Genomic DNA, 18,439 nt, shown 5'->3' with positions numbered 1-18,439 from the left:
AAAGGATTTTCTAATGATTAAATTTGGTACAGGTGGCTGGCGCGCTTTCATTGGTGAGGAGTTCACTAGAGAAAACGTCCGTTTGGTAGCGCAAGCGCTCGCTAACATCATCAACAACGAAGATGCTGCAAAGAACGGATTTGTGATCGGCTATGACCGTCGCTTCCTTTCAGATAAAGCGGCATGCTGGTTTGCAGAAGTACTTGCAGCGAACAACATCAAAGTAAGCTTCATTGATAAATTCGTTCCAACACCTATCGTGATGTTCCAAGCAAAAGAGATGGGTTGTACCTACTCGGCATGTATTACCGCATCTCACAACCCAGCGGATTACAACGGTATAAAGGTGTTCATTGAAGGTGGTCGTGATGCTGACGAGATCATCACAGAGAAGATCGAGCAGCAAATCGCAACTCTAACCAACGAAGACGTTATCCGTGTCGACTTTGAACAAGCGTTGAACGACAAAGAGATCGAGATCATCAATCCAATGAACGACTTTGTTGATTCGATCATTAACTTCATCGATATCGAGTCGATCAAGAAAGCGAATCTGCGCGTACTGATTGACCCTATGTTTGGTGTAGCAAAGAACGCTCTGCAAACGGTTCTTATCAATGGTCGTTGTGATGTCGACGTGATCAACGATGGCAAAAACCCAGATTTTGGTGGATTAATGCCATCACCAAATGCCGCAACGCTGTATCGCTTAAAGCACTTAGTAGCCGCTGAAGGTTATGACATTGGTATTGGTACTGATGGTGATGCCGACCGTTTGGGTATCATCGATGAGAAAGGTCACTTCATCCACCCTAACGAAGTGCTATTGCTGCTTTACTACTATTTATTGGAATACAAAGGCTGGAAAGGTTCTGTCGTACGCAACATCGCAACCACACACCTACTCGACAAAGTGGCGGCGGATCACGGCGAGAAGAGCTTTGAGGTTCCGGTAGGCTTTAAACATATTAGCTCGCAAATGGAAGCCGATGACTCACTGATTGGTGGCGAAAGCTCAGGTGGTTTAACCATTCGTGGTCACATCAAAGGTAAAGATGGCGTATTCGCATCAAGCCTATTGGTTGAGATGATCAGTGTGACAGGTAAGAAATTGTCTGAACTGCTTGATGAAATCTACTCTAAGTATGGCTACGCCTACACCGCTGAAGGCGATTGTAAGTTTAAGCCTTCGGAGAAAGAGGCACTCTACACTAAGATCTACGTAGAGAAACAACTGCCTGAATTTGAGTACGAAATTGAAAAAGTCAGCTATGAAGATGGTGCTAAGGTGTACTTCAAGAATGGCGGCTGGGTGATTGCTCGCTTCTCAGGAACAGAGCCGTTACTACGAATCTTCGCAGAAATGGAAGATAAAGAGACAGCAGAACGTGTTCTTCAGAAAGTGAAAGACTTCCTCTCTCTATAGGCCTATAGAGTGCAGCAGTTTTGGATGGGGTTTAACAAATCACTGCCTTGTTAAAGCCTATAGGTGAAGAACTCTTGCCCAGTACTTTAATTAAAGTGCTGGGCTTTTTTATAGCGAACTTCTATTACTTAGCCGAGTAAGATTTACTGAGTCTAGCTAGCGACTAAACTGAGTTAGAACGCAAGCACGCCTTTGGTGTCTACTTTCACAGTTACTGGCATACCGACTTCAAGCGCTTCAGAAGAGGTCGATAATAACTTCTGACCATTGGCTTCAATCACATAGCGACAGTGATCGCCCATAAATTGCTGCTCCAATACAGACAGATTACTGTCGACATCATGGCTTGCCACAATATGTTGAGGTCTTAACAACAACGCGCAATCCGCACCCACTTCAATCTCTGTTTGTGCTTTCGCTTCAATCAGACCTAGGCTGGTTTCAAACTCATTGTCTGAAATACGCTGTGCCTTTAAGTAGCTACCGCCACCCAAGAAATCAGCAACGAACTTACTCGAAGGGTGGAAATACAACTCAGATGCCGAACCATACTGTTCAATCACACCATGGTTCATCACAGCCATCTTATCTGCAAAAGCAAATGCCTCTTCGCGACTGTGAGTCACAAAAATAGCGGTCACACCCTGCTTCTTAAAGATCTTACGAATTTGAGAAATCAGCTCATGACGAACTTGAGTGTCAATGTTCGAGAATGGTTCATCTAACAGCAGTAAGTCAGGCTTGTATGCCAAAGATCGGGCAATCGCAACACGCTGCTGTTGACCACCAGAAAGTTGATGCGGGTATCGGTCACCATACTCATCTAAGTGAACCAACTCTAACATCTCTTGAACTTTCTCTTTCTTTTGCTGCTCTGAGAGTTCTTTTAGCCCAAAGCCAACGTTCTGGTTGACCGTCAGGTGCGGGAACAGAGCGTAGTCTTGGAAAATCATACCGATATTTCGTTGCTCCGGTGGCAACCAATTATCGCCATCATCGATGGTTTGACAGTTTAAACTCATTACGCCACTACTCAATGGAAGCAGGCCAGCAATCGCCTTAAGTAAGGTGGTTTTCCCGCAACCACTTGCACCAAGAAGACAAACAATTTCACCATGCTCAACTTCTAACGAGAGCGCTTCCAAGATGGTTTGCGACTCATACTTACAAGTCAGATCTTTAATTGATAATGCACAACTCATTAGTGTTTCTGCTCCAAAGAACGGTTTACGATGATCAGAGGAATTAAACCTACTAACACCAGTAATACAGCAGGCATCGCCGCCAATTCGAGGTGCTCATCTGAGGCATAGTTATAAACATAGGTCGCCAATGTTTCGAAGTTGAAAGGGCGCAGCAGCAATGCCGCATTTAGCTCTTTCATTGATTCGATAAACACCAGTAAACCGGCGATCAGCGCGCCGCGTTTAATCAAAGGTAAATGAACACGACGTAACATCTGGTTGGTATTGCAACCCATGGTTTTAGAAGCCATATCCAATGAAGGAGATACTTTACTCAAGCTACTTTCAATACTGCCAATCGCCACTGCAGAAAAACGCACCACCATTGCAAAGATCAGCGCAAACATGGAACCAGAGAAAATCAGCCCCGGGCGTCCCCACTCCATCACTTTGGCAATATCATTGACTAAGTGATCCATAAACAGCACAGGCACCATCACACCAATAGCCAACACAGTGCCTGGAACAGCATAGCCCATCGAAGCAATACGCATGTAAGCCTGATTTTTCTTACTCGGGCTGACACGTTGATTAAAGTTCACAATCATCGCAATGATAACGCCAATAATCGCCGCGACTACTGACACATAAAGACTGTTAACAGCATACTCTCTGAATTCAGGCGTCCAACTTTGTGCAAAGTATTTGTAGGCATAGATCATCAACTGACCCAGAGGGAACAAGAATGCAACGCACACTAACCCCCAGCACCAAAACAGTGCCAACCACTTCTTCCAACCGGATAGGTCGTAACGAAAGTCTTCACGACTGCTGAATTGATTCTGGAACAGTTTCTGTTTACGACGACTGTAGCGCTCTGAACTCAACAGCAGGATCACGATAACTAGCATAATTGCCGATATTTTCGCAGCAGCCGTTAAACTTGAATAACCTAACCAGGTATCGTAAACCGCTGTCGTTAAAGTGTTGACTGCAAAGTAACTCACGGTACCAAAATCACCGATAGTTTCCATCGCAACAAGCGATAGACCTACCGCCATTGATGGGCGAACAAGTGGCAACGAGATACGACGAAAGCTTTCCCAAGGTGAGCATTTTAGCAACCGAGCGGATTGCAGTAAGGAGACGTTTTGCTCCATAAATGCGGCGCGGCACAGCAAGTAAACATAAGGATAGAGAACGAGAGACAGAACAATAATAGCACCAGATAAGGTTCTAATATCCGGGAACCAATACTCACCGGGTCCCCACCCAGTAAGATCTCGCAGTAGAACTTGAACAGGCCCAGCAAAGTCGAACCAATCGGTGAATATATACCCAACAATATAGCCTGGCATTGCTAATGGCAGTACTAGCGCCCATTGCAAAACCCGCTCTCCCGGAACGCGGCACATTGCCATAATCCAAGCAGACGGAATACCAAAAACCAAAGACAGGAATAAGGTTCCCATGACTAAAACCACCGTATTGTAAGCATAGGTGGGCATTACTGTGGACATCAGATGAGAAAATAGCTCATCTGTTTCTCCAACAGCCGTCGTAAAAATCGCTAAGATCGGTAAAACCAGTAATACAGCAATAATGCCGCTACTGGTGTTCCATAAATAATTCTTTTCTTTCATCGCCTAACTACAAAGAGGCTTAATGAAACACAAATGCATTTGTAAATACATCTCATGTCCTTTTAATGGTGGGGTTATTTATACCCATATACTGTAATGACTTCAAGGTGAGATGCTAATAACTCAAGGGATCAACGGCGAGCTTTGTATCAAAAAGTGATTTTCCAAAACAAACAACCCCAAGTGACCGAAAATGGCGACTTGAGGTTGTCATTTTACTTGGGCCGAAGCCTACAGTAATAAATTAAAGATCGAACTTAACTTCGTCTAATAGTTTAATTGCTGCTGCGTGGTGGTCAGCAATTTGGTCTAGAGAAATTGTATCTGCTTTGAATTCACCCCATGAAGCAACAAGCTCAGAAGGTTTAACATCAGCTTTCACTGGGTATTCATAGTTCACTTCTGCATACATGCTTTGTGCTGTGTTACCCGATAGGAATTCCATTAGCTTAATGGCATTCTCTTCGTTTGGAGAGTATTTAGCCATTGCCATACCAGAGATATTCACGTGAGTACCCGTTGTCCCTTGGTTAGGGAAGTTAATGTAAACAGCGTCAGCCCAAGCTTTTTGCTCTTTATCGTTAACCATCTTGCCTAGGTAGTAGCTGTTACCAAGAGCAACATCACATAAGCCTTCTTTAATCGCTTTAACTTGTGCGCGATCGTTACCTTGAGGCTTGCGTGCTAGGTTAGCTTTTACGCCTTCTAGCCACTCTTTCGTTTCAGCTTCACCTTTGTGAGCGATCATCGAAGATACTAGAGAAACATTGTATGGGTGCTTACCGCTACGCGTACAGATCTTACCTTTAAATTCAGGCTTAGTTAGATCTTCGTAAGTAAACTCCTCACCTAGACGACCAACACGGTCACGAGAAGAGTAAACGCTACGTGTACGTGTTGTTAGAGCGAACCACTCATTGTTTGTATCTTGGTATTGAGCAGGAATATTCTTTTCAAGAACTTCGCTTTCAACAGACTGAACTAAACCTTGTTTAGTTAGCTCAGATAGACGACTGATGTCTACAGTTAACACTACGTCTGCAGGGCTGTATTCGCCTTCTTGAGCTAACTTTTCTGCTAAACCTTTTTTAGCAAACTTAACGTTTACTTTAATGCCAGTCTCTTTTGTGAATTCCTTGAACATTGGTTCAACTAGGAAAGGTTGACGGTAAGAGTATACGTTCACTTCTTCCGCAGCCATTGCAGCAGGGGCAATGACACTACACGCTAGAGCTGAAAGTGTTAGCAGTTTTTTCATGGTAAAATCCTTTATATCGAAATGATAATCTATATCAGTTGCGTTATTATATTCATCAGTAACACAATTACAATGATGTCCGACAAAAAAATTGTTCGCTCTGCGCCATCAGCCTCGCACTTTTGTAACAATTCATTTCAAAGCGACCACTTATGCGTGCGAAGCGTTGCCGGCTAGATCGGTTTATCTACATCAATCAAAACTACTCGACCATTAATAACAAAACCCCACAACCAATGGCTATGGGGTTTTCTTTGTCCTACCTAACCCGTTCAGATTAGACAAATACTATCGATTATTTTACTGATACAAACTCTGGGTAAGCGCCGACACCACAATCGTGCATGTCCATACCTTCTAGCTCTTCATCTTCACTAACACGAATACCGATTGTTGCTTTAAGCACTGCCCATACCGCTAGGCTAGCACCGAATACCCATGCAAAGATTACTGCTGCACCCATTAGTTGAGCACCAAACGTTGCGTCAGCATTGCTTAGTGGCACAGCCATTAGACCGAAGAAACCACACACACCGTGTACAGAGATTGCACCTACTGGATCATCAATCTTAGCTTTATCTAGAGCGATGATGCTGAATACAACCAATGCACCAGATACCGAACCAATCGCTACAGCAAATAGAGGTGATGGTGATAGAGGGTCCGCAGTGATTGCTACTAGGCCAGCTAACGCACCGTTAAGAATCATTGTTAGGTCTGCTTTACCCCAAGTCGTTTTACATACTAGTAGTGCTGCGATTGCGCCAGCTGCCGCTGCTGCGTTGGTGTTAAGGAAGATTTGACCAACTGCTGTCGCGTTCTCGAAATCTGAAACCAGCAATTGAGAACCGCCGTTGAAACCGAACCAACCAAACCAAAGAATAAATGTACCTAGTGTTGCAAGCGGCATGTTTGAACCAGGAATCGGGTAGATTTCACCGTTCTTACCGTATTTACCTTTACGAGCACCAAGTAGTAGAACACCAGCTAATGCAGCTGCTGCACCGGCCATATGTACGATACCCGAACCTGCAAAGTCACTGAAACCCGCTTCTGATAGGAAACCACCGCCCCAAGTCCAGTAACCTTCAACTGGGTAAATGAATGCTGTTAGTACTACCGAGAAGATAAGGAACGACCAAAGTTTCATACGCTCAGCAACTGCACCAGATACCACAGACATTGCAGTTGCAACGAATACTACCTGGAAGAAGAAGTCTGATTCTAGAGAGTGGTCTGCGCCTTCACCTTGAGTACCAATCAGAGTACCGAATGATGGCAACCAACCGCCTTCGCCGTTGTCGACATACATAATGTTGTAACCAACCACTAAGAACGCTGTACAAGCAATCGCGTACAAGCAGATGTTCTTAGTTAAAATTTCTGTTGTGTTCTTTGAACGAACTAGGCCAGCTTCAAGCATCGCGAAGCCTGCTGCCATCCACATTACCAACGCACCTGAAATGAGGAAGAAAAAAGTGTCTAGTGCGTAACGTAGTTCCGTTACTGTTGTTGTAAGTTCCATATTAAAGTCTCCAGTCCTTGTAATTCTTTAAAGTGCTTCAGCATCCATTTCACCAGTACGGATTCGTACGGCTTGGCTTAGGTCATACACAAAAATCTTACCGTCACCGATTTTACCTGTGTGTGCCGCTTGACTGATCGCTTCAACAACTCGGTCAACGTTTTCAGCTTGAGTAGCAATCTCTAGCTTCACTTTTGGTAGGAAGTCGACTTGGTACTCTGCACCACGGTACAATTCTGTGTGTCCTTTCTGACGACCAAAGCCCTTCACTTCAGAGACCGTCATACCTTCAATACCCACATCAGAGAGCGCTTCGCGTACATCGTCTAATTTGAATGGCTTAACAATGGCATTTATTAATTTCATATTCGTTCCTTAAATTCTTACTTAATCCGTTAATTCTCTTATAACAATCCAAGTAGCGTGCCAAAAAGTTAAGTGTTTGATTTTTAACAAAATACACATGATAGGACTATAAAAACAAAAAAGGCCGCACCAATATGGTGCGGCCTTTTCACTATCTTAATGCGTATTGCTCTTATTGCTCCAGATTTGGGCAACGGAGCCTTCAAAGCTCTGAATGACTAACAAATAGGTGTTAGAAACTAGTAACCTAAAAAATCTATCCAGCGTTCGATGAGTAGTTCAAAATCATCGATTCCACAGCTTGCTTGGCTTTCACAGTTATAGAAGTCGAACTCACTGCCCTCTTCCATTTCTTGCTCATGCGCTAACACGTTTTCTTGAATCGTGACTTCATCTTCATTGATGGCAAGGCTAATCTCTTTGCCAAGTAGCGTCACTTCATTGCTCAGGTCTTGTCGAGATTGCTCAATAAGCGCCATCACATGATCTAGTTTCTGCTTATCTTTGCCGATCTCTTCTTGTAACCAGCGGCCAACGATCTCGTGCCCCATACTGCACTTTACATAGTACTCGCCCATTAAAGTGTTTCTTGTAAATTCAAATTCCATAAAGGCTCCGCGCACTAATGACAGATAGGGTTAAAAATGAGGCGAGAGTATATAGCGAAGTCATCAAGAGATCGAGTCGCTCGTCTTCTAACATTCAGACATAAAAAAACGCCTACCGAAGTAGACGCTCTATCATTTGGGTTCCTCTAAATAGTTGGAGTGGCAGCTAGGCGACAAGTACGTTCATCCCTATGAGCATAGAAGCTCTATGTGATTAGGGTGAACGTACGCAGTCAACAACGCTGCCGCTACAAATATGACGAGGAACTAGGCTGGTTCTTGGAAAATAACCGTGTCCGCTTTTTCCGTGTACTGACCCATTTTATGGAAGTTCAGGTAACGGTATGTATCAGCAGCCGTTGCATTGATCTTATCAGCGTACTCTAGGTACTCTTCTTTCGTTGGAATACGACCTAGAATCGCACCAACCGCAGAAAGTTCAGCTGACGCTAGGTAAACATTCGCGCCTGTACCCAAACGGTTCGGGAAGTTACGAGTAGAGGTAGACATTACCGTCGCAGCATCAGCAACACGAGCTTGGTTACCCATACACAGTGAACAACCCGGAGTTTCAATACGAACCCCAGCACGACCGAAGATGCCGTAGTAGCCTTCTTCTGTCAGCTGATCTTTATCCATCTTGGTTGGCGGAGCCACCCATAGGCGAGTATTTAGCGAGCCGTTAAACTCTTCTAGCATCTTACCAGCAGCACGGAAGTGACCGATGTTCGTCATACAAGAACCGATAAACACTTCTTGAATCTCAGTACCTTGAACGTCAGAAAGAAGACGAGCATCATCTGGATCGTTTGGTGCACAAAGGATTGGTTGATCGATGTCAGCAAGATCAATCTCGATAACGTGCGCGTATTCCGCATCTGAATCAGCAGATAGCAACTCAGGGTTCGCTAACCACTCTTCCATTGCAGTGATACGACGCTCAATCGTACGAACATCACCGTAACCTTCCGCGATCATCCACTTAAGCATAACGATATTCGAGTTCAGGTACTCATCGATCGACTCTTGAGATAGCTTAACCGTACAACCTGCAGCAGAACGCTCAGCAGATGCATCAGAAAGCTCAAATGCTTGCTCAACAGATAGGTGCTCAACACCTTCAATTTCTAGTACACGACCAGAGAATTCGTTGATCTTACCTGCTTTCTCTACGGTTAGTAGGCCTTGCTTGATACCATAAAGAGGAATGGCATGTACTAGGTCACGTAGCGTGATACCCGGTTGCATTTCGCCTTTAAAGCGAACCAAGATAGATTCAGGCATATCAAGAGGCATAACGCCTGTTGCGGCAGCAAATGCTACCAAGCCAGAACCCGCAGGGAATGAAATACCTAGAGGGAAACGAGTATGCGAGTCACCACCTGTACCTACAGTATCAGGAAGAAGCATACGGTTTAGCCATGAGTGGATAACGCCATCACCCGGACGAAGTGAAACACCCGCACGGTTCATGATGAAATCAGGTAGCGTATGGTGAGTGTTTACATCAACAGGTTTCGGGTATGCAGATGTGTGACAGAAAGACTGCATTACAAGGTCTGCTGAGAAACCAAGACACGCCAGATCTTTAAGCTCATCACGAGTCATAGGACCGGTCGTATCTTGAGAACCGACTGTCGTCATTTTAGGTTCACAGTACTGACCAGCACGCACACCTTCAACACCACATGCTTTACCTACCATCTTCTGAGCTAGCGTGTAGCCTTTATCAGATGCAGATGGATCGATTGGTTTAGCAAACAGATCCGTTTCAGCTAGACCTAGAGCGTCACGAGCACGACCTGTTAGGCCACGACCAATGATCAGTGGAATACGGCCACCAGCACGCACTTCATCGAGAAGAACTTTGCTTAGCTCAAAGTTTGAAATTACAGAACCGTTCTTGTGAACAACACCTTCGTACGGGTAGATATCAATGATATCGCCCATGTTCATGTCTTGTACGTTCAGTTCAATTGGTAGTGCGCCTGAATCTTCCATTGTGTTGTAGAAGATTGGTGCAATTTTACCACCAAGACAAACACCGCCAGTACGCTTGTTTGGTACGAATGGGATATCTTCACCCATGAACCAAAGTACTGAGTTGGTTGCCGATTTACGTGAAGAACCTGTACCAACAACATCACCAACGTAAGCCAGTGGAATGCCATCTTTTTGCATTTCTTCAATTTGATTGATTGGACCAACGCTACCCTGCTCATCAGGAGTAATGCCATCACGTTCCATCTTCAGCATCGCTTTCGCGTGCACTGGGATATCAGGACGTGACCATGCATCAGGCGCTGGAGATAAGTCATCAGTGTTAGTTTCACCGGTAACTTTAAATACTTTAACGGTGATCTTTTCCGCTACTTTGTTTTTCGCTGTAAACCATTCAGCATCAGCCCAAGATTGAAGTACTTGTTGTGCAGATGCATTGCCCGCTTTCGCTTTCTCTTCTACGTCATAGAACGCATCGAACATCAGTAGAGTATGAGATAGAGCTTTAACAGCGATTGGAGCAAGCTCAGCATCGTCTAGTAGAGATACTAGAGATTCGATGTTGTAACCGCCTTGCATAGTACCAAGCAGTTCTGCAGCTTTTGCTTTGCTTACTAGTGGAGAAGCTACTTCACCTTTAGTGATAGCCGTAAGAAAGCCAGCTTTTACATAAGCAGCTTCATCTACACCCGGTGGAATGCGGTTTTCTAGTAGGTCAAGAATGATTTCTTCTTCACCTTGAGGTGGATTCTTCAGAAGTTCAACTAGGCCAGCTACCTGCTCAGCATCTAGTGGTTTTGGAACAACTCCTTCGGCAGCACGTTCTTCGACGTGTTTACGGTAGGCTTCAAGCACGACTTTTTTCCTCTCATTGCGGTTCACTTCTTCCCTTCATAATTGTTAGTAAAATAAAGAAGTGAACATCCTTGGAAACTTGGCTCTCCATTGCCATTTTTGTCATTCAATTTGTATTGATGAGCGGCGTCATAGAGGCCAAACTGTGGGCGGTAGAATAGCAAATTTAACGTTAAATTAAAATCTTATCATTTTGACCAACATAGCAAGTTAAGACGAAAGTCCCACTATTTTTGCCTAATTACGCACTTAAATGGCGACTCTACGCATGATTATTTGTAGGAAGTACCTACAATCAGATACACCGAATCGAAGTTATCTTCGGTTCGGCCATAAGCTAAAATGATCGGCCCGATGGGTGAATCGACTCCTGCGAAAACAGAACCCGCGGTGTACATTGGCGCTTCATCAATACTCAAATCATTGTTCGACCAAACACCACCATGTTCAATGGATGCCCCCACGTAGAATGGTGATTTAAAGAGACCGAAGTCATTTTCAAACCACTTATAGCGATAAATCAAACTGGTGTATGCTAAGTTTTGACCGATCAAGCTATTCCTTGGAATACCGGATAGATTGAGGAACCCTCCTAGCTCTTTCGGATCAATTGGAAAGACTGAATTTTTACTTTCTACAATGCCGTAATCGAGCTTTGCGACTAAAGTATGCTTCTCAATACTTTGTGCAGCCATGAAATTGGCTGAAAACTCATAAACCGTATCACTCTCAGACGTTAAATCCGATTCACCAACAGAGCTGTCATTATCAAAATCATCATGGGAGACAAGGTACTCCAAATCGACAAAGAAGCCCTTAGTCGGCAAGCTGAAATTATCCAAAGTATCCAGTCGATAGCCCATAAAGCCACCAATACGTTTATAGCCACCACTGCCCAATGAAGGTAAAGAAGCCACCTCAACATCCCCATCAGTATAGCGAAGGCCGAATTTCAGCTCTTGCCACAAGGTAGGTTGATAGCCTAATGCTAACTCTCCGACATACTCGCTATAAGTCATTGGAAAGTAGTCGTTCGTTACGTCTAGTGTTGGCTCTTCAATTTCGTCAATATCGACCGGGAGGTTTCTGTTCTGCTTACTGTAAACAATCGATGCTGAAGTGAACAATTTTTGGCTCGAAAAGAATGGCGAGTAGAGTTCGGCCTCAATTCGTTTATCCGTACCCATCTCGATATTGGTTCTTAACTCTGCACCGTGCGAGTTGATATCGGTAAAGTTGGCTGAAACACCGATCGAGTACTGGCTGGTAGTAGAGAAATCATCTTCAAGAAAGAAACGAAAGTTGAGGTAGTTTGGCCCCCAAGACTTTTCATCCACATTCACCGTAAGTTGCTCTTCACCGTCAACATTATCAAACTCATAAGTGACTAACTCAAATCTATCCAGTGCATAGAGGTCTTGCACTTTAGATTCAATTTCACTGGTCTTTAAGATCTTACCGGAATCTAGGTTTAAACGGTTTTCGATCAGCTTATCGGAATAGTGAGTATTGTTATTGATAACAACTCGGTCAACGACGGTCTTATCACCGTGCTTCAGCTGTCTGCGTGCTTTTTGTTTGTCCTCGATATAATGCTGATAGTCTGCGTTAGAGAGTGACAGCTTAGAAAGCTCAGAGCTATTCTGAATCGCTGCGTCATAACCGGCTTGGTAGGCACCCGGCATTTTATCGAATTCTGTCGTCTCCATTTGCCCAACATCAGGGCGTAGGAAAACATCATCATCGGTCAGTGTTTCAGCTTGCTCCTGAGTGCTGCGTTGAACCAGATAATTAGAAAGTTGGTCAGCTGCCGCTAGAAAATTCGTGAAGTCTTCTTTGCCTTTGTAATTGGTACTGATATCCACCGCAATGACAATGTCCGCTCCCATCGCTCTGGCAACGTCGACTGGCATATTATTGGTGACACCACCATCAACCAGCATTCGACCATCTAGCGAATAAGGGGGAAGCGCACCGGGTACCGACATACTGGCCATCATGGCATCGACAAGGTGACCATGATCGATGACCACTTCTTCAAGTTCGATAATGTCAGTTGCGACTGAACGGTAAGGAATAGCAAGATGGTCAAAAGAGTCGAGTGGAGAGAGGTTACCTGTGGTCTCACGTAGAATACGCAACATATTCTGACCTTGAACCACTCCTTTCCTTGCTTTGATTTCGCCCCAACCTAAACCAAGGTCAGTGTTCAGTTGGTAACGGTCTTCATACTCTTTGTCACGCACTCGGCGATCACTACGGTTAACGCGATCACGATAACCACGATTCCAATCAACCGTATAAATAAAGCTCTCGATCTCGTCTGCGCTCATCCCTGTCGCATAAAGACCACCAACGTATGAGCCCATACTGGTACCGGTAATATAATCCACCGGGATTTGCATCTCTTCTAAGGCTTTAAGTACACCAATGTGAGCTGCACCTTTGGCACCACCACCAGCAAGAACGACAGCAACGGTTGGCCTTTTATGAGCTTGTTCAGCTTGCTGAGATTGATCAACCTGTGTCGCGGTAGATGCAAACAGCTGAAAACTGATTACAGTACCCACAATGCCTAAGCCGCTCACTATCCAACGAGAAATCATTCTTTAAACTATCCTTGTCATTCTTTTCTGTTATGACTTTACCACTGAAAAAGCTTCTTTAGCCACTGTTTTGGCTGACTTTCACAGCCCTTTTTAATGTTTCCATTCTCATCCCAAACAGGCAGTTTCACCGCACCATCACAGTCAAACTCTAAAGCCCCTTCAGAAGTTCGAGTAAAACTGGCCGTCGTAATCCCATTCGGCCAAGGCAGTAATAATTGCTCCGGAGTTCTATGTTTAAGATAATCGGCATAGACACGTAACGCACCACTTGAGCCCGTTAGTTTAGTTGGCTTATTATCATCGCGCCCTAGCCAGATGGTGGTGACTTCACGGCCATCAACACCCACGAACCAACTGTCTCGACTGTCATTACTGGTGCCCGTTTTTCCAGCTAACCCCGCCCAAGCAAACTGGCCTTGTAGGAAACGACCCGTGCCTTCCGACACACCACGTTTCATCGCATAGGTTGTTAACCAAGCAGCCTGTTGGTCAACGCTTTGTGATACACGAGGAATCGACTGATACAGAACCTCGCCATCATTATCAACCACAGAACGAAGGGCGGACAAAGGTGCGATACGACCAGAGTTGGTAATGGTTTGGTACATCTGCGCTACTTGGAACGGAGTCAGTGAGAACGAACCCAAAAACATCGACGGCACTGGGCGAATCTCATTTTTATCGACACCCAGCTTTTCAATCGTATCCGAGACACTATCAATGCCTAACTGCATGCCCAAACGAACGGTAGGTACGTTGTAAGACTTAGAAAGCGCCACATACAAGGGCACATCTCCGCGGAACTTACGATCGAAGTTTCTTGGGCTCCATACGCTGCCTTTACTGCCTTTCAAGCTCAGTGGCGTGTCCTTCAGTGTTGTCGCCAACGTGTACTTTTGGGGTTGTTCTAAGGCGGTTAAGTAGATTGCAGGCTTAACCAAAGAACCAATAGGACGACTCGCATTCAAGGCACGGTTAAAACCATCGTAGCCAGTACGTTTACCACCGACCATAGCTCGGATTTCACCGGTATTTCTATCCACGGCAATAGCTGCAGCTTCCAGTTTGTTACCTGCGGTTTTCGATAAATCAGGCACCTTACGTGCAATCGACTTCTCTAACTTGTCTTGGGAAACCGGATCCAAAGAGGTAAAAACTCGAATGCCTTTTTTCGCTTCAAATCGATCGCCGACATACTTCTTAAGCTCAATATTGACTTGCTGGAAGTAAGCGGGCTGACGGCTAGCAATACGTGGGTTGTCTTGAATATCCAAATCACGACTCGCCGCTTCTTCGTATTGTCGCGGAGTTAATATGTCTTGCTGCATCAACAAGCGAAGCACCAGATCGCGTCGAGTCTTAGCACGCTCAGGATAACGAACCGGATTGTAATACGAAGGTCCCTTTACCATACCGACAAGCAGTGCTAGCTGATCAATACGGAGCTCTTGAATAGGTTGACCGAAGTACAAGCGAGACGCCAAACCGAAACCATGAATCGCTTGCCCGCCATTTTGCCCAAGGTAAACCTCGTTTAAGTAAGCCTCTAGAATACGATCTTTGCTGTAACGATGGTCTAAGATAAGCGCAATGTAGGCTTCACGAACCTTACGCCACAATGTACGTTCACTGGACAAGAACAGGTTCTTCGCCAACTGCTGAGTCAGCGTACTACCACCTTGTACCGTGCGCCCGGCTTTAACATTCACCACCATCGCACGAGCGATCGCCAATGGCGAAACCCCATCATGTTGATAGAAATTTCTGTCTTCGGTCGCCAGTAGCGCATCAACCATCACTTCTGGGAATTGGTTACGTTTTAAGAACAGTCGCTGTTCATCGTTACTTTTCTCAAGCATGCCAAGCATTTTCGGCTCAACACGCAAATACCCCATGTCGCCTTTCTTCTCTAGCGACTGAATTCGAGTTAACTCGTTACCGTTGAAATGCAGCATCACATGACGATCCGCTTCGGGTCCATCGACAAACTCGAACGGACGACGAATCATTTCAATCTTGGTTGAAGAAGAGGAGTATTCGCCCGGGTGACGAGGCGCGTTCACCTTACGATAATTAAGCACATCGAGCTCATTCTTAACCTGCACCAAACTCACTGGAGTTCCAGGAGACAGGTCTAGTACTCGCGCATAAACCACAGTTGGCAAATCAAACAGCTGACCTTCAAAACGCTGCTTGACCACAGAATCAAGATAAATACCGACAAACAACAGCAATGCCGCGAGCGCTATGCCCGCTTTCCAAGAAATACCCCACAGGATCTTCAACCAACCTCTTTGACCTGACTTCTTAGCCTTAGGTTTGGTCTTTTTCGCAGCCGCTCTTGGTTTTCTTGGCTTGGCTTTGGTCGCGGGTGACTTCTTTGTTGGCGCTTTTTTAGGTGGTGCCTTTTTTGGCGTTAACATTTTGGTCATCATCGATTCAACTGTCGTTTGGTTTTAGTGGTTGCTACATGGTTAGCAGGGTTATCCGGCCAAGGATGTTTTGGGTAACGGCCTTTCATCTCTTTTTGTACTTCTTTGTACGCGCCAGCCCAAAAGCCAGCTAAATCTTGAGTAATTTGCAGTGGTCGCTGTGCTGGAGAAAGTAGCTCAAGCACGACTTTTTTACGCCCTTGCGCAATCAATGGCGAATCTTGTTCACCAAAGACTTCCTGCATTCGCACTGAGATCACGGGTTCAGACTGACATTGATAACGAATGATCTTCTTGCTGCCTGTCGGCATCACATAGTGCGTTGGTAACCATTGGTCTATCTCTTGATTCAAAGGCCAGCCAAGATAAGCAGACAACGCCTGCTCAATCGAAACACTAGTCAGCCCTTTTGCCGACTTAATGCCATTCAGATAGGGTGATAGCCACTCATCAATATGTTCAACCAAACTCGCGTCATCCATCGCTGGCCAATCATGTTCAGGCATCCAAAGCTGAGCGCAGCGTACACGCTCAACCAGCTGTTTAGCCGAAGGTGTCCAATGTAATCGATCCAGCCCGCATCGAGCGACATAGTTGAGCAGCGCTTGGCTCGCCTGATTCGAATCGGGCTCAGGTAAAGCTTTGGTGCTGATAATCAGTTTGCCCAGAGACACTCGCTGCTCGGCAACTAAACGGCCACGCTTTTCATCCCAATCCGCATAATCTGAACAGACAAAGAGATTTGGAAACGCTTCTTCTAGCAGCGCAATATCAACCGCGGTGGCCAAGAAAATCTGACTGGCTCGCCCTGTGCTGCGCATCAAATCAATCACTACGATATAGTCATTGTTCGCCAATGGGTCATCGTCACGAACCTCGGCGCCGTGGCCATTAGCAAGACGGAAAGCACTGCTGGTCGCGCTTCTCACTTGTGCAATCCGGTCCGGGAAGGCAAAACAAAGCACTAATGGTAGCAATGATTCGTCAGCTTGTGACAAATCTAAGTGATGATTGAGTTTGCTGGCGAGACTTTTCGCTCGCTGCATCACCACGTTATTTTTCGAATGTTTTCTTTGCTTAAGTCGGTGCAACGAATGCTGAATATCTGTGACGTTGCGTTCAGGCTCTTCAAGTAAAGCGGCTGCGACAATCGCAGCATTCAGCAATGCTTGGCCGTTCTGTTGCGCTTTTATCAGCATGCTGGCGATACGTGGTTCAAGGCCTAAACGTTGAGCCAGTTTACCTAACGCCGTAAATTGACCATTGCTGTCTAATATATCAAGGCTTTGCAGCAGTTGCTTGGCTTGCTCCACTGAAGCTTGGGGCGGAATGTCTAACCATTGCAACTCGTCTGCACTCGCAGCGCCCCATTGCGTCAATTCAGACACCAACGAAGACAAATCAGAATGAAGAATCTCAGGCTCTGGTACAGCAGGTTGCTGCATTAGTTGCGTTTCGCTGTACAAACGAACGCACAAGCCCTCTTCAATTCGTCCTGCACGACCCGCTCGTTGTTCAGCAGAAGATTGTGAGATTTTCACTTGCTCGAGCTTGGTGATACCAGTTTTCAAATCAAACTTAGCGACTCTTTCAAGCCCGGAGTCCACCACTAATCGAATACCTTCGATAGTCAAAGAGGTTTCCGCGATATTGGTGGCCAATACCACCTTTCGACGCCCTTTCTCTGATGACGCGATCGCTTTCTGTTGTTGAGGAAAGCTAAGTTGCCCATAAAGAGGACACACATCGATATCACCAGCAAGCTGTTCAAGTTGAAATTCCACCTGCTTAATCGCAGAAACGCCTGGTAAAAAAGCTAGAAGTGAGCCTGACTCTTTCTCCATCAGAGAGCGAATCACGCTAGCCATTTTAGGGGCTAGATATTCATTTGCGCTAAGAGGCTGATAACGGAAATCGACCGGAAAGGTGCGACCTTGTGATTCTACGTATTTGGCATTAGGCAATAAAGACTGCAGCGCGTGTTGATCTAAGGTTGCCGACATCACAACCACCTTTAGATCGTCACGCAATGCCTCTTGGATCTCTAAGCTAAACGCCAATGCGGTATCGGCGTGGATGCTGCGCTCATGAAATTCATCGAAGATCACCATATCAACCCCAGTCAATTCAGGGTCGGTTTGGATCATTCTTGTCATGATCCCTTCAGTGACGATTTCCAAGCGAGTTGAACTGCTGGTTTTAGATTCACCACGAACTCTAAAGCCAATGCTCTCCCCGACCTTCTCTCCCAATTGGCTCGCCAAGTAAGTCGCAATATTTCTTGCCGCCAAACGCCTAGGTTCAAGCATGATTATTTTGCCTTGAACGGCATTGGTCTTAACCAGTTGTAAAGGGAAGAATGTTGACTTACCCGCACCGGGAGCGGCCTTTAGAATAAGTTGAGTGTGTGTTTCTACGCCAGCGAGCAGATCTGGCATCACAGCTTCTATGGGCAGTTGTGGCAATGGGAGAACCTTGTGGTGTAATGTTGGCAACATTGTACATAAAAACCTACCTGTCTAAATAAGTAAT

At 45.4% G+C, this 18,439-nt stretch carries 11 protein-coding genes; 1 reads left to right on the top strand and 10 read right to left on the bottom strand.

Features of this window, described 5'->3' with window-relative positions; translation table 11 throughout:
* Positions 1-13 precede the first annotated feature (13 nt).
* The gene (locus tag BCV39_RS20220) at positions 14-1,426 is read left to right on the top strand and encodes a phosphoglucomutase/phosphomannomutase family protein (RefSeq protein ID WP_102433051.1); all 1,413 of its coding nucleotides are present in this window, start codon (positions 14-16) and stop codon (positions 1,424-1,426) included.
* 173 nt (positions 1,427-1,599) lie between these two features.
* On the opposite strand, the gene BCV39_RS20215 is transcribed toward BCV39_RS20220, so the two are convergent.
* The 10 genes from BCV39_RS20215 to hrpB all read right to left on the bottom strand — a co-directional run bounded on the left by BCV39_RS20215 (position 1,600) and on the right by hrpB (position 18,405).
* Positions 1,600-2,628 carry an ABC transporter ATP-binding protein gene (locus BCV39_RS20215; protein WP_048664518.1) on the bottom strand — a complete coding sequence of 343 codons (1,029 nt, stop codon included), beginning with the start codon at positions 2,626-2,628 and terminating at the stop codon, positions 1,600-1,602.
* Positions 2,628-4,253 (bottom strand): iron ABC transporter permease, encoded by a 1,626-nt coding sequence (locus BCV39_RS20210; RefSeq protein ID WP_048658179.1) that lies wholly within the window; start codon positions 4,251-4,253, stop codon positions 2,628-2,630. The genes BCV39_RS20215 and BCV39_RS20210 overlap by 1 nt, the downstream gene beginning before the upstream one ends.
* Positions 4,254-4,497: 244 nt before the next feature.
* Positions 4,498-5,511, bottom strand: a complete 1,014-nt coding sequence (locus BCV39_RS20205) for a Fe(3+) ABC transporter substrate-binding protein (RefSeq protein ID WP_102433050.1) — start codon at positions 5,509-5,511, stop codon at positions 4,498-4,500.
* 295 nt (positions 5,512-5,806) lie between these two features.
* Positions 5,807-7,036 (bottom strand): ammonium transporter, encoded by a 1,230-nt coding sequence (locus BCV39_RS20200; protein WP_102433049.1) that lies wholly within the window; start codon positions 7,034-7,036, stop codon positions 5,807-5,809.
* 27 nt (positions 7,037-7,063) lie between these two features.
* Positions 7,064-7,402: a P-II family nitrogen regulator gene (glnK, locus tag BCV39_RS20195; protein WP_004738200.1), complete on the bottom strand. Its 339-nt coding sequence runs from the start codon at positions 7,400-7,402 to the stop codon at positions 7,064-7,066.
* Between the two features lie 239 nt (positions 7,403-7,641).
* Positions 7,642-8,010 carry a YacL family protein gene (locus BCV39_RS20190; RefSeq protein ID WP_076655080.1) on the bottom strand — a complete coding sequence of 123 codons (369 nt, stop codon included), beginning with the start codon at positions 8,008-8,010 and terminating at the stop codon, positions 7,642-7,644.
* A 267-nt stretch (positions 8,011-8,277) separates the two neighbouring features.
* Positions 8,278-10,866, bottom strand: a complete 2,589-nt coding sequence (gene acnB, locus BCV39_RS20185) for a bifunctional aconitate hydratase 2/2-methylisocitrate dehydratase (RefSeq protein ID WP_057622291.1) — start codon at positions 10,864-10,866, stop codon at positions 8,278-8,280.
* Positions 10,867-11,138: 272 nt separating this feature from the next.
* On the bottom strand, positions 11,139-13,472 hold the full coding sequence (locus BCV39_RS20180; protein WP_102433048.1) for a patatin-like phospholipase family protein: 2,334 nt from the start codon (positions 13,470-13,472) through the stop codon (positions 11,139-11,141).
* A 38-nt stretch (positions 13,473-13,510) separates the two neighbouring features.
* The gene (mrcB, locus tag BCV39_RS20175; protein WP_055319610.1) at positions 13,511-15,910 is read right to left on the bottom strand and encodes a penicillin-binding protein 1B; all 2,400 of its coding nucleotides are present in this window, start codon (positions 15,908-15,910) and stop codon (positions 13,511-13,513) included.
* The gene (gene hrpB, locus BCV39_RS20170) at positions 15,907-18,405 is read right to left on the bottom strand and encodes an ATP-dependent helicase HrpB (RefSeq protein WP_102433047.1); all 2,499 of its coding nucleotides are present in this window, start codon (positions 18,403-18,405) and stop codon (positions 15,907-15,909) included. The genes mrcB and hrpB overlap by 4 nt, the downstream gene beginning before the upstream one ends.
* Positions 18,406-18,439: the final 34 nt, after the last annotated feature.

This window comes from Vibrio sp. 10N.286.55.E10, assembly GCF_002872555.1.
GTDB classification, from domain to species: domain Bacteria; phylum Pseudomonadota; class Gammaproteobacteria; order Enterobacterales; family Vibrionaceae; genus Vibrio; species Vibrio crassostreae.
The sequence above is the reverse complement of the archived record's forward strand: the minus strand, read 5'-3'. Positions and strand labels throughout refer to the sequence as shown.